9 protein-coding genes are annotated in these 14210 nt (G+C 50.8%); 4 read left to right on the top strand and 5 right to left on the bottom strand.

What is annotated here, in order from left to right; genetic code table 11:
- Window positions 1–50: 50 nt before the first annotated feature.
- Both MKY82_RS25270 and mgtE read right to left on the bottom strand, forming a co-directional pair.
- On the bottom strand, window positions 51–1127 hold the full coding sequence (locus MKY82_RS25270; protein ID WP_339294640.1) for an SDR family oxidoreductase: 1077 nt from the start codon (window positions 1125–1127) through the stop codon (window positions 51–53).
- Window positions 1128–1389: 262 nt separating this feature from the next.
- Window positions 1390–2745: a magnesium transporter gene (gene mgtE, locus MKY82_RS25265; protein ID WP_339294639.1), complete on the bottom strand. Its 1356-nt coding sequence runs from the start codon at window positions 2743–2745 to the stop codon at window positions 1390–1392.
- 207 nt (window positions 2746–2952) lie between these two features.
- On the opposite strand from mgtE, the gene MKY82_RS25260 reads away from it, so the two are divergent.
- Window positions 2953–3873, top strand: coding sequence for an aldo/keto reductase (locus tag MKY82_RS25260; RefSeq protein WP_339294638.1), 921 nt, complete (start codon window positions 2953–2955; stop codon window positions 3871–3873).
- Window positions 3874–4003: 130 nt separating this feature from the next.
- On the opposite strand, the gene MKY82_RS25255 is transcribed toward MKY82_RS25260, so the two are convergent.
- Window positions 4004–4930 carry an NAD(P)-binding domain-containing protein gene (locus MKY82_RS25255; RefSeq protein WP_220684236.1) on the bottom strand — a complete coding sequence of 309 codons (927 nt, stop codon included), beginning with the start codon at window positions 4928–4930 and terminating at the stop codon, window positions 4004–4006.
- A gap of 185 nt (window positions 4931–5115) precedes the next feature.
- Here MKY82_RS25255 and MKY82_RS25250 point away from each other — a divergent pair, with 185 nt between their 5' ends.
- On the top strand, window positions 5116–6072 hold the full coding sequence (locus MKY82_RS25250; RefSeq protein ID WP_194544035.1) for an HD domain-containing protein: 957 nt from the start codon (window positions 5116–5118) through the stop codon (window positions 6070–6072).
- A gap of 109 nt (window positions 6073–6181) precedes the next feature.
- On the opposite strand, the gene MKY82_RS25245 is transcribed toward MKY82_RS25250, so the two are convergent.
- Both MKY82_RS25245 and MKY82_RS25240 read right to left on the bottom strand, forming a co-directional pair.
- Window positions 6182–7645, bottom strand: a complete 1464-nt coding sequence (locus MKY82_RS25245; protein ID WP_220684237.1) for a HAMP domain-containing sensor histidine kinase — start codon at window positions 7643–7645, stop codon at window positions 6182–6184.
- Entirely contained in the window at window positions 7642–8337 is a 696-nt protein-coding gene (locus tag MKY82_RS25240; RefSeq protein WP_220687343.1) for a response regulator transcription factor, read from the bottom strand. Before MKY82_RS25240 ends, MKY82_RS25245 begins: the two co-directional genes overlap by 4 nt.
- Window positions 8338–8721: 384 nt before the next feature.
- On the opposite strand from MKY82_RS25240, the gene MKY82_RS25235 reads away from it, so the two are divergent.
- The gene (locus tag MKY82_RS25235) at window positions 8722–9936 is read left to right on the top strand and encodes a DUF418 domain-containing protein (RefSeq protein ID WP_339294637.1); all 1215 of its coding nucleotides are present in this window, start codon (window positions 8722–8724) and stop codon (window positions 9934–9936) included.
- Between the two features lie 275 nt (window positions 9937–10211).
- A complete protein-coding gene (locus MKY82_RS25230; RefSeq protein WP_339294636.1) occupies window positions 10212–14156 on the top strand; it encodes an Ig-like domain-containing protein in 3945 nt (1314 codons plus the stop codon).
- Window positions 14157–14210: the final 54 nt, after the last annotated feature.

Genomic DNA, 14210 nt, shown 5'->3' with positions numbered 1-14210 from the left:
CGACTATTCCACGTATAGTCGGCTCTTTGTCATGCAGCTTGCGCGATAACTTAGGGAATGACTTTACGCCGCCGGAGCTCGTCAAAGATGTTCATGAACATGGCCTCTGTATCGACATACTCATGAAATCCGAAGCGGCGGGCCTTCGAACCGTCTGCAAAGAAATCATAATCCCATGAGAACACAAAATCACCGAACTTCCAGGAGGAAACCTCTTGATACGTGTGCTCCGCAAGTCCATGCTTCTCAACCATACGATTCCAGATCGGCTCTTTATCTGCCATGACAACTTCCAGATTCATCTGTAGAGGCGGTGCGGTTTCCATCTCAAAATACTGCGCAATCTTCGGCCATAACTCGTTCCAACGGAACAGATCCCCATTCGTGATGTTAAATGCTTGATTGGCGCATCGTTCATCGGTTGCGGCCCATACTGTAGCCTTCGCGAGCAGATCGGCATCGGTCATCTCCAGCAGACTGTGAGAGGCCCCCGGCTTACCTGGAAAACGCAGAGGTATTCCGAGCTCTTTCGAAATCGAGGCATAGACGGCAATGACCATCGCCAGATTCATCGGATTTCCAAGGGCGAAGCCGCTGACTACGGATGGACGCAGGGCTGACCAGGTCCAGGTTTTGCCTTGCTGCCGCTCCTCGAGGAAGTTCTGCTGATCGATATTGAATTCTGGCGGCATATGGTTTGCATCCGTCTCCCGTGCTGGCGTTTTGAATGGACCGAGATGAGCACCGTATACCTTGTATCCCTGCATCAGGCTGACATGCTGCAGGTTGGCGGCAATGGGCTCGATAGCTTCCACAACATGAACGAGCATTGCCAGATTCGGGGCAACGAGCTCGGCCCAAGTTGGCCGGTCCTGATAGGCGGCATAGAAGATGTGCGTTACTTCCGATAAGTGACTTAATTTGGCGACCGTATCCTCGCGATCAAGCAAATCGGCCGATAGATAGCTTATACGTTTCGTGGATTCGCCGCCTCGGCGCGATACGCCGACGATATTCCAATCGGGAAGCGTCGCAAGGTATTCGATGAGGTTGCGGCCGATCACCCCGTTGGCCCCTACTACCAATGCCGTCTTTTGCGAATGATGTGAACGTTGATCTGTATTCATATATTCATCTCCTAACGTCTTGTTCTTGATTAATGTCATTTTGCACGTTAGGGTTCGGCTTGGGAAGTACGCACTTTGAAGTGACCTAGTCACCTTTTGGTAATGTTTAAGCAATGCCAACAGGGATGACATGAGTTTAAATAACTTGCCGGATAAGAAACCCGTGGATTAACTTGATCTGGCAGAGCCTCAAAAGACTTCCTGCTCGTGTGCGGGAAGGCTTTTTTCACCCTAATTGATGCTGTCTGTTCGTAAATTTCGGTTAAATGTAAGATAGAAACAGGGTGGCGATACCAAAGTAGATGACAAGCGACAGGATATCGTTAATGGTTGTAATCAGTGGACCGGAGGCCACAGCCGGATCGATCTTGAATTTGAACAGAATGAGGGGGATGATGGTGCCGGCCATCGTGCCCACGATGAGTGTTGCAATCAACGAGCTTCCGACCACAAGCCCCAGATAAACATTGCCCTGCCAGAAGTATGCGATCAAGGATATCAGGATCCCGCATGTGACCCCGATCATCAAGCCGACCTTCAGCTCTCTCGCTAACAGCCGGTACACCAGCGACTTGGTCATTTCTTTCGTAGTCAGGCCGCGTACAATAACAGCTAGCGACTGCGTGCCGGTATTGCCGGTCATTCCGGCAATCATGGGCATGAAGAAGGCTAGCGCCACAACCTGTGCCAGCGTCTCTTCAAATCGGGAAATGATCGTTCCCGAGATCAGACCGATGAATAAGAGCAGGACCAGCCACGGTAATCTTCGAAAGGCGGCAACGGTTGCTTTGGTGCTGAAGTCAATGGATTTGCCCCCGGTGGCGTTCATTTTCCGAATGTCCTCATCGGCTTCCTTGATGACGACATCGAGAATATCGTCAACCGTAATGATGCCTACAAGTTTGTTATCCTGTTCAACGACGGGGATGGCGACCAAATCGTATTTTTGGATTATCTGCGCGACTTCCTCCTGATCGGCATCCACAGGTACGGACAGTACCCGGCTGTGCATGATATCCACCATATATTCATCCGGTTCGGCCAAGATAAGACCGCGGTAGGACACCACACCCATTAGCTTCTTGTCTTGGTCAATGACGTACAGATAGTTGATCGTTTCGGAAATGGAGACGTAGGTTTTCAGCTTCTGGACGACCTCTGATACGGTGTAATGCTGGGGAATCCACACATAACGATTGGTCATGATTCGTCCCGCAGTTTCCGGCGGGTATTTCATCAGGTTCAGGACAAATTGGGATTCCTCGTCCCGCATTCCCTTGAGGAATTCGTCTTTCTGCTCAGGCGACAGCTCATCAAGCAGAATGGCGAGGTCATCGTTATCCATCAAGTCCAGGATGATGGCTGTTTTTTCTTTGCCCAGCTTGCCCAAAACTTCGATCTGCTGGTCATGCTCCATTTCCTGAACCATATCGGCCAGCTGTTCCTCGTTCAGAAACTGCAGAAATCGGGTTTGGTCCGTATCGCTGAGGTGGCTATGTATTCTGGCCAGGTCATAAGGAAGAAATTCATCGATTATTCGCTGAAAGTCATTGGGTGTTTTTGCTTTCAGACTCTCTATAATGTCCGGCATCCATTGCTCTAGTGTCCGGGTATTCACGCCGACAATCCTCCTTTCTGATTCCTTTATATGATAACGAAATGATTACATATTATAGGGTTCACCATAACGACTTATTATTAAACAATCCGAGTGGATGAAAATAAGGGTGATGGACGAGAAAAAAGAGACCGCAGCATGAGTTGCAAACGGTTGCAATATCACATAAGATATAGGCGCACAAATCTAAAGAGCAGGGGTGAGTATATGAAATACAGACGTCTTGGAAAAACCGATCTGAAAGTATCGGTAGTCGGTGTGGGAACCTGGCAGTTTGGCGGTGATTGGGGGAAGGATTTCAACCAAAAGGAAGTCGACGCCATCTTAACGCATGCGAAGGAGCTCGGCGTTAATCTGTTGGATACAGCCGAATGTTATGGTCCTCATCATATGTCTGAGAATTTCATCGGTGATTTCTTGTCGCGCGACCGCCGCGAGGATTGGGTCATTGCCTCGAAGTTTGGTCATCGATGGCATGAGCAATGGGAGAACGCTTGGGATGCGAAGCAGATCCGAATTCAGCTGGAAGAGTCACTTAAAGCGCTCCGTACCGATTACATCGACCTGTATCAATTCCATTCCGGCTCGGATGAAGTGTTCAACAATGATGACATGTGGACGATGCTGGACAAGCAGGTTCAGGCGGGAACGATCCGCAATCTGGGCATATCCATCGGAAGCAACAGAAATATCTATCAAACCGATAATGCTGCGGAGGTGAATGCCAAAGCCATTCAGGTCGTGTATAACCGTCTGGACCAAGCTCCGGAGGAAGAGGTCTTCCCTTCATGCATGAAGCAGGATCTTGGCGTGTTGGCGCGAGTTCCGCTTGCGAGCGGGTACTTAAGCGGAAAGTACAAGCCGGGAACGGTGTTCAGCGACAATGTGCGCAAGAATCGTGACCAGGACGAGATCAATGCCAAGCTGAAGCTTGTGGAAGAGATCAAGCAGAACGAAGTGCCGGAGGGCGTGAATATGGCCGAGTGGGCCTTGGCCTGGTGCTTAAAGCATCCGGCTGTCAGCTGTGTCATTCCCGGCTGCAAGAGCGTGGAGCAGGTGGAGACGAACGCAAGAGCCGTGGAGCTGGATTTGGTCCAAGACGACCATCCGGGAGCGTGGAAACCTTAGTACAGCCAGACTCGAGTGCGAATTGGGCGATGATACAAGAAAAAGCACCTGTGAAGGTGCTTTTTCTTGTATCATCCACATCCTGCCTGCCAAACCGGCTACCATCCGCTTCGCAGGATGGAATCGAAATTTAGAGATGACTCTTAGAAGCACGGGATGGTTCAATGACATGATCCGCGGGCTTCATGAACGTTTCAATCAGGCTGGTAAAGCTGTCCCCGCCACGGCCATTGGCAACCCCCCGTTTAAAGATCTCCAGCACCGCTTCAGGCAGTGAAGCGTCAATCCCAGCGTCATGTGTAGTATGGACGATATGTTCAACGCTGGCAGCGCCCATGGCGAGCCGGTCCACGTCCCCCGGATATTCTCCTGCATCGATGCGCGGCGTATAGAACTCAATGAATTGCGGCAGCGATGCCATCGTGCTGATCGCATGAGGCTTCAATTGCTCTGCTGTGATGCCGTTAGCCTTGCCTACTGCAACAGCGTGCAAATAACTGAGCATCCCCGTCCAGAACATATCCATTCCGATCTGATAATATAGTGCGGCGAGCCCAGGATCTTCACCCCGATAATCCGTACTCGTCAGCACTTCAAGCAACTCCTTTTGGGACTCGAAGACATCCAAGGGGCCGCTGTAAAAGGTGAACGACTCCGGCTTTCCGATTCCCGACGGTGGGACTTGCACACCGCCTGTGAGATGCGAAGCGCCATGTCCGGCCAGCCATTTGGCTGCTTCCCGGGCTTTCTCCGGGGTGTCCGAGCTTAGATTAACGAATACCTTGCCGGCGAGGCTGTCTGAGTCCTTTTCAAGAATAGCGTACATCGCATGGTAATCCGTAAGACTGAGAATGACTACCTCGCTTGCATTCAAGGCTTCCTTAATTGTGGACGCTCTGATTGCTCCCTGATCAACAAGCTCATTGGCTTTACTGGCTGTGCGATTCCACAATGTGACCTCGTAACCGTGATTCAGTAACGTGCGTGCCATGGCTTGACCCATCGGTCCCAGGCCTATGATCGTCACGGATGATTGACTTTGCGTAGTGTTTTTCATTTTGAATTATAGCTCCTCTCAATAAGTCTAACCCTATGCTAAACGATGACACTGGTGTCAAAGTCAACAGCTGAAGTTTGGCTAATGATTCTGTGATTTTGCTGAGCGAATATTTCAGTGTAATAGACTCATTGCACGGGACTTTGTTATAGTTAACTTAACGGGATTTTTTGGGGAGGAACCAGATGAAACCTATTAATAAACTTAGCGTTCAAGATGATTTTGTTGGATTTTACTTGCTGAAGGAATTAAATATGAGACAGACCAACGGCACGCCGCCGAAAGATTATTTTGACATCATTCTCTCGGATGCGAGCGGCCAGATCTCGGCCAAGTACTGGGATGTAACCATACAGGATAAAGAAACGTTCCTGCCGATGCAATTAGTCAAAATCCAGGGAACCGTGCTGAGCTACCGGGATCAGCCTCAAGTCAAAATCAGCCGAATCCGTAAAGCAACGGATGAGGACGGCGTTTCCTTAACCGATTTTGTGAGGGCTGCACCAATCCGTCCCGTGGATCTGTTACATACGATCAAACTTAAGATGAATGAGATTACGGAGCCGCAGGTACGAAGCATTGTGCAGTATTGTGTGTCGAAGGTGGAAGAGAAGCTGATGCATTATCCGGCTGCCAAAACCTATCATCATGCCTATTTTGCCGGACTTGCCTATCACATTGTACGCATGCTGGAGATTGGCGATTTCATCTGCAAGCAGCGGCCGTTTCTGAATCCGGACTTGATTAGGGCGGGCATTATCCTTCATGATATCGCAAAGCCGGAAGAGATGATCGCTCAGATGGGCATTGTTACGGACTACAGCAATCAGGGAAAATTGATCGGACATATCGCGCTGGCATCCAATTGGATCGTTGAAGCGGCCATACAGAACGACATCGCGCTGGATTCCGAAGTGGTACTGGGACTACAGCATCTCGTACTTTCCCACCATAACCTGGGAGAGTGGGGGAGCCCGGTTCAGCCGCAGACGGCTGAAGCCGTCGCGCTGCATCATATCGATCTGTTGGATGCCAAGCTGCAGATGGTAGAGGATGCCCTGGATACGACACTTGAAACGGAGCCGTGGACACCGATGATCCGCGGACTCGACAATAAGGCGATTTATCGACTGAAGGTATAAGGATTGCTTGAATACGAGTAAGAAAAGAGAGTGCCTTTCATAAAATGAGTGAGGCATCCTTCGATCCATTGGATCATGGAGGATGCCTCTTCGTTATGCTTGGAAAAGTTTAAGGTTCTTGGCTCGATATCGGTATGGTAAAGCGCACCGTTGCCCCGCGAGGCGGGGTGTTCTCGGCAGAAATATGCCCTCCATGATGCTGAATGAGAAGTTTGGCGATATACAGCCCCAGACCGGAATGCCCTTTTTGTCTGGAGGAATGATGATCCCCTTGATAAAACTGCTTAAATACCTGCTGCAGATCCTGATGCTGCCCAAAGCCTGCTCCATTATCCGTAACAGCCATCATCACCTGCTCCTCGGTGATTTCGATCCGCCATAGAATCAGTCCGGCTTCAGGAGTATATCGAATGCTGTTCGAAACGAGATTATCCAGTACCTGCATGATGCGATAGGGATCCAAGAGGACGGGCTTCTTGTTCAATCGATTATCGTTGATCTCTGTATGGAAGATTATATTCTGATTGCCGCATAAAGCGGCATATTCCATGGTTTTATCATCTGCCAGTTCTTCAAGATCCACGGGAAGCGGCTGAAGCCGAAAAGAGACCTTCTCAATTTCTGCGATGGTGTTCATATCCTGAAGGAGCTTCGAAGCACGTGTCGTGTTGCGTTTGATGACTTGAAGATATTGCGATCGTTTGGCTTCGTAAGACTCCCCGTTCATCTGCTCCAAGCCCTCAACATGCCCTTGAATAATCGTAAGCGGTGTCCGAAGGTCGTGAGCGAGAGCCGCAAACATGGTGCTTCTATCCTGCTCTAATCTCCACTCCCGCTCAATGGATTGCTCCAGCTCTTGGCGCATGTCCTCAAAAGCATGTGTAAGCCGGTTAACTTCCGTTATTGACGATGTCCCTGTCATCGAAAAGTGTAAATTTCGCTCTTTAATCTGCTCGGCTCCTTGCAGAAGCTGCTGCAGCGGAGTGCTGATCTGTCGGCTGAATCGCCTTCCGAATATTAGCGTGAACAAGATGATGTACAGAAAAGGCGTCAGAACAAAGAGGAGGGACCCGATGGTTACCAAGGGATTCAGCGCCGGATTGGATGCCGTCACCTTCAGGTTATATCCAAGCAGAAGAGCCCCTGCAAGATTTCCGTCACTGGAGACAACCGGAGTGTATTTCACGACTTGATTCATGCTTCTATGCGTCTGGTTCAAGCGTGCCAGTATTTTCTGCCGGCTAAGTGATTCGTTGAGAGGAAGATCACCATATAGGGGTTCGCCAGTAAGGGACACTACCAGGTAGGACATGCCCTGCGAGGGGATCACCTTTTCCAGATCGGCTTGTCCCTGCTTGCTCATGACAGAATCGCCCCGGGCTTCGGCGTACTCCGAAATTACAGGGATTTGAGCTTCATAATGATTGGCCGGGAACGCGATGTCATGGTTGAACAAGTATCCAAGCAGCATCGCGAGCAGTCCCCAGGTTACAAGCGTAGCCAGCAAGCTGCAGGCCAGGATCGAGGCGAAATGGCGGGCGAACGTGTTTTTGATGGAACGCTGTTTCATCATTTGGGATCCCACTTGTAGCCAATGCCCCATACGGTTTGAATATAGCTGCGGTCCTGTGCGTGGGCGGCCAGCTTGGCCCGTATTTTCTTAATATGCTCCGTGATGGTAGAGTCGTCCCCTTCAGCGTCAAATCCCCATAACTTCTCATAAATCTGCTCTCTGGAAAAGACCTGCCCCTGATGCATCGCCAACAGTTCTAAGATCTGATACTCCTTATTCGTAAGAGCGAGGTTGTGCCCGTTGCAGGTAACGGCATGTCCCTTGCAATCGATCGTCAGGGCTGGGAAGCGCAGGAAACCCTGTTCTTTGTGGGTGCGGATTCTCTGTTCTCGCCGCAGATGGGCATGGATACGGGCTTTTAATTCAGCAAGGCTAAAGGGCTTGAGCAAATAATCGTCCCCGCCGGCAGCCAGCCCTCGAATTCGGTCCACTTCACTTTGGCATGCACTCAAGAACACAATGGGACACTGCGTCCTTTCCCTAAGCTGCTCGCATACCTCAATGCCGTTCATATCAGGCATCATTACATCGAGTATGATCAGGGACGGCTGCTGTTTGCTCTGGATTAACGCCTCCTGTCCACTTCCGGCAGTTAGTACCTGATAGCCTTCAAGCTCCAGGGCATCTTCTATAAAAGAGATGATTTCTTCTTCATCATCGACTAATAGGATCGTTTCGTTTGCCATATCTATTACATCCTCCGAGAACTAGCTATTTATAAAGATCTATCTAGTTAGTGTACACCGCATTTCTAAAGAATGAATAAAGAAAGTCCGATTACTTGAAGTTTATAATTGCCCAACCTTCAACGGAGCAGGCGGAAATCGTTCTGGAGAAGCGATAGCGGTCGCCTGAAAGCCTTCCAAAGGAAAGCTGGCATCGGAAGCAAACACAGCATCCGGATTTCAACCATTCTTAAATGGATAGATAGAAATCTGGGGGCAACAGCGATCGGAAGAATGATCCGCATGCGCAGTGATGCCTAAGCTACTATGTACTTACAGTTCAATATAAGTTTCTTTATCCTTTCTTTATGATTGTACCTTAACCTGAAGGCACATTGATAAGGAGGTACGATGATGGCAACGAATTTACAGCCAAGAATAAGGCTCATTGACAGCTTGAGGGGATTTGCACTATTAGGCATTTTTTTGGTGAACATTACGTTTTTTACGACATCGCTGCAAACCATTTCGTTCGGGGTTGAATTATGGTCAGGCTGGTACAATGAAGTCCTGATGCTGCTGCGCGGAATTGTAATTGACGGCAAATTCATATTGATATTCTCTTTCCTGTTTGGTTTTGGCATGGTGATGTTACAGGAGAGCAGTCAGGCAAAAGGACGAAGCTTTAATCGCATCTATACTCGAAGGTTGACGGCTTTGCTTCTAGTCGGTCTGATCCATGGAATTCTGATTTGGTACGGAGACGTTCTGACCCACTATGCACTCATGGGTTTTCTGCTGATGCTGTTTCAACGCTGCAAGCCGAGAACGCTGCTGGTCTGGTCGCTATCCCTGCTGCTGCTCGTTCCTGTTCTGCTGACGGGAGCAAGTCTGCTGAGCTCTTCGGTTGGACAGGTCTTTGAGCCGTTTAGCCAAGCGGATGCGCATCAGATAGGTGTTTATTTTCAGGAGCGGGATGCAGCCATATACGGAGAGGGGACGATGGCCCAGATCATCGCTCAGCGGCTGAATGATTACATCGGCTCCATCTTGAATATGGTGGTCTTCTACCCCCAAGTATTAGGGATGTTCCTGATGGGTGCCTACTTCTGCAATCGTCGTATTTTGCATGAGGTCCAGAAGAACCGGAAAGGGATCATCCGATTGGTGGTCATTGGAGGTAGTTTGGGTCTTGTCCTTCAACTTGTGATGTCGCTAGCGGATGGATTGCCATCCTGGTGCGAGGCGGTAGTTTTATTCGTTGGAGGACCACTCTTGGCACTGGGCTATATCGGTGCGTTTGCACTTTTATACCAGAATAAGACGTGGCAGAAGGTGCTGGATTTATTTTCTTATCCCGGAAAAATGGCCTTCACCAACTATTTGCTTCAATCGATCCTTTGCGGATTGATCTTTTACAGCTACGGATTGGGGTGGTATGGGAAGATCGAACCGATCTGGCAGATGGTGATAGTTGTCGTCATTTTTGCTCTGCAAGCAGCCTTAAGCAGGGTCTGGTTGAAGCGGCTTCCGATGGGACCATTCGAATATATCTGGCGCCTGTTTACGTATTGGGGAAATCCGGTGAAACAACAGGGGCAGAAGGCCGCAATGCATGCTGAATAATCTAGGTTAGAGCCTCGCATAAAGTGTATTTTCATAAAAATTTCACTAAGCGCTCGTCCCTTATGGGGCGAGTTTTTTTATAAGAAAACCGAACAAAAATATCGGGCGGCATGATACCGATTAAAGATGCATTATCAATTTTTAAGATATGTTGTACGGCTCTAAGGTGCTTGCGTTATGATGCTAGGTATAATAATTCGAGATGAGAGGAGATGAGGGGCAAGAGCAGCATAAAGCAAGGCAAATCTGATGAATCTGTGAGTGGGAGGGATTGGATGATGTTCTTTAAACGCTGGCTAATGATCGTGCTTGTTATCGCATTGTCAGCAGGTGGGCTTTCGAAGACGAGAGGTGAGGCTTGGGCAGATCAAGCGGATACGCAAGGCAGCAATCTGCTGCTGAATTCGGACTTTGAAGCCGTGACCACGAAGGCTTCTTGGCTGGACCAGGTGGCTCCCGAGCATGTCAGTGAATGGAAGGCGGCAGGAAATCCGGTGTTTGCGGTCGATGACTCCGTCTATTATAGTGGGGCCCGTTCCGTCTCCATTACCGGTACTGTGTCTGGAACCGACCGGGGAGCGATAACGCTCCCTGCGGCAGGCATTGAAGCGGGTAAGAGTTATATGCTCACCGGCATGTATAAACTGGAAAACGTTTCGGATCAGGTGCTGGTCCGCTTCCAGTACAAGAGAAGCGGTACCAGCAGCATTAGCTATGCGTTTCAAGGTGAAAGGGGGACCAAGGATTGGACCTACTTCAGCCATGTCGTTCATGTGGCTGCGGACATGGATGCCAATCCTCAGGGAAAGGTGGAGGCCTTTCTGGAGAAATCGGCGGGTACGGTCTGGTTCGACCAGCTCTCCATGCGGGAGTATGTCCCGCTGCGGGATATTACACTCGACCGGCAGACCATCAGCCTGCAACCGGGAGAGACCGGGCGTTTCCAGGCAGCCTATGAGCCGGAGAATACTTCAGATACGTTCCTGGAATGGGCTTCATCTAACACGGTCGTAGCTTCGGTGTATCAAAGTGGGGAGGTGGCGGCGCATGCGACCGGTCATGCTGTCATATCTGCTATGTCCCCGCAGAGCGGGATAACAAGACAGGGCGTCGTTACCGTGGGTACGCCGCCTTCGCTTATCGCCGAGTCCTACTTGGGATCCATTAGCGAGAATGGCGTACTAGACGGACAGCTAGCTGCTGCCGACAGCTCGGGAGCTTCGGTTTCATTTGAACTGGCCGCTGCACCACGCAATGGTACGGTATCGGTCCTGCCTGATGGTTCGTTCCGGTATTATCCGAACCGTGGTTACGCGGGTGCCGATTCGTTCATTTTCTTGGCTTATGGAGCGGATGGGGGACCTGCAGCCGCCGCGGCGAAGATTGAGGTACTTCCTCTGGATTCGCCTCCGCTCTTGGATCTGACGTGGTATTCGACCGAAAAAAACACTCCGCTAACCGGACAACTGGGCCGCCTGTTGTCGGAAGAACAGGTGGAATGGACACTCAGCACGTCTCCCCGCGGTGAAATGAGTCTGGCTTCGGACGGCTCCTTTACTTATACGCCTGCCCCCAATGAAGTCGGCTACGATACGTTTGAAGTTACGGCGACGACAGCATCCGGAAAATCGGCGACCGGGAAGACCCGTATTTTTGTGGTACCGGATGAAGAGGATCTATTGGATCAATTGACCTCCATCGGTAATGAAGGCATACATCCCCGCGTGTTTGCGGATGCCGGTGATTTTGCTTCCATCCGTGAACTCATCGGGCAGGATGAATATGTGACAAAGTGGTTTGATCAGTTGAAGCGGGAGGCGGATCGGCTGCTGGATACGGAGCCGTACGGATATCTTGCGAATGGAGGCAGCAACAGCAATGTTCGGGATTTGCTGATTCGAACATCGATGATGTATCAGCTGACCGGGGATGAAGCCTATGCTCGGCGGGCAATCGAGGAGTTGGAGGCTGCCGCGGCATATCCCGACTGGGGAGGACGTTATAACAATATGCTCTCCTTGACGTATATGACGCTTGGATTTTCGCTCGCATACGACTGGCTGTATGATGCCATGACTGAACAGCAGCGGAACATGGTACGGGAGGCGGTCATGAAGCATGCGTTCAGCCACGCGCTCTCCTGGTATCGCGGCGAATTCACCCATAACGGGGAGTATAACAACATCAACTTGGTGGATAATGGCAGCTTTTCCGTTGCGGCGCTAGCCATGCTGGGCGATGAAGAGAAGGTGACGCAAGCCGGGCTTGAAATTCTGCGCGGGTCTTATCGCAAGCTGCAGAATACGCTCCGTTTCTTTACGGAGGACGGATCGTGGCCGGAGGGGCCGCATTATTGGCAGTACGGGACGGAGTTTCTATTTTTCAAGATGGCTGCCATGCACCGTACGCTTGGAACCGATTACGGGTTGGCCGAGCTTGAGGGGGTGAAGGAATCCGGCGAGTATCCGCTGCATTTATGGGGGCCGGGAGGATTCTTTAATTTTTACGATTCGGCAACACCGAATGTGCATCCCCAGACCCTTTGGATGGCAGATTTCTACGATCAGCCGCACATCGCCTGGTATGCAGGCGAACTGACCCGTCGTAAAGGGGCTTTTTCTCCTTACTACCTGCTGTTTTACCGTCCGGGGATGTTTGATGAGTTGCCCCCTTCACTGGACCGTACATTCACAGGTATCGAATCGATATCCATGCGTAGCGGATGGACGAACTTGAACGATACCTTCGCTTCGGTGAAAGGTTTTAACGATACATTGCTGAGCCATATCGATATGGACGCAGGCACATTTGTGTTCGATGCGCTGGGTGAGCGGTGGGCGACGGATTTAGGGATGGAAAACTATAACCTGCCCGGCTTCTGGGACTATGCCGGCGGACAACGCTGGACCTATTACCGTAAGGGCGCACAGGGACAAAACGTGATGATAATGAACCCGGAATCGAATCCCGTCTTCATGCAGGATTACGATGCGCGAGCACCGCTTGTAAGAAGTGCTTCCAAGCCGCGGGGCGCTTTCGGCATTATCGACCTAACTGAGCGGTATCCGAAAGATGCATTATCCTACAGGCGTGGATTAATGCTGACCGGCGATCGCCAGCAGTTGATCGTGCAGGATGAATTTGACTTAAAATCGTCATCCGAGCTCTATTGGTTCATGCACACGGAAGCGCATATTGAAGTGCTCGGGAGTGGCCAAGAAGCCGTGCTGACGCAGAAGGACAAAAAACTGTACGTCAAAATGCTGGATGCTCCCGAAGGGGCGGCATTCTCCGAGATGATGGCCCAGCCGCTGGAAGGGACGCCGAATCCTTCGGGTCAAACTGTAAATCACGGCATACGCAAGCTGGTTGTTCATATGGCCGGCGCGAACCGGGGCCGACTGTCGCTGTGGATGGTCCCTTTGACCGAAGAGGCTCCGCTTCCGGAAGAAGCGCCGGAATTCCGCAGTCTTGACGATTGGTCGATTCCGGACGGTCCCATGCAGGAAAGGGACCGGCTGCCTGAAGTGAATTCCATCCTGGTGGACGGCTCCGCTCTGGCCGGGTTTGATCCGCAGCGAACTTACTACGAATGGACGGTTCCGTACGATCAGCGCTCGAAGGTTCCGGAGATAGGGGTTGTTTCCGATTTTGACGCTGCTGTCATACATGCCGAGGGTATCCCCGGCAAGACGTATATCGATGTGACCGATCCATCCAATCCGGGTGTTCGCAATCGGTATACCGTTGCTTTGGTACCTGGGCCGTTGATTGGGGATCCCCCTCCTGGTCACCGTTTGCCGATTCAGGAGGTCACAGCCAGCGCTTCTCCGCAGGCAAGCTACGGATATACCCCGGACAAGACGATCGACGGAGATTACGAGACGCGCTGGACATCGGAAGGATCGCATTGGATTCAATACGATCTCGGCGAGAACCGGAAGGTGGGCGCGGTTTCGATCGCTTTTTTCAGCGGTGAAACACGCAGATCCTATTTTACCGTGACGGCATCCACTGACGGGGTCCACTGGAACACGGTTTACCCGGACGGACTCAGCTCAGGAACGACCGCCCAACCGGAAGTATTCCAATTTCCCGAGGTAACGGCGAGATTTATCCGCATCAACGGATCGGGCAATACGTCGAACCAATGGAATAATTACACGGAGGTCGGCATCTTTCGTCCGATGAACGGAAACGGATGGGGCAGGGGACGATGATGGCAGAGCCTCGTTCTGCCATTTATCAACATAAGTTTAAAGGGGCCAATTCAT

Origin of the sequence: Paenibacillus sp. FSL W7-1279 (assembly GCF_037969845.1) — a bacterium.
In the GTDB taxonomy this organism is placed as follows: Bacteria; Bacillota; Bacilli; order Paenibacillales; family Paenibacillaceae; genus Paenibacillus_AQ.
The sequence above is the reverse complement of the archived record's forward strand: the minus strand, read 5'-3'. Positions and strand labels throughout refer to the sequence as shown.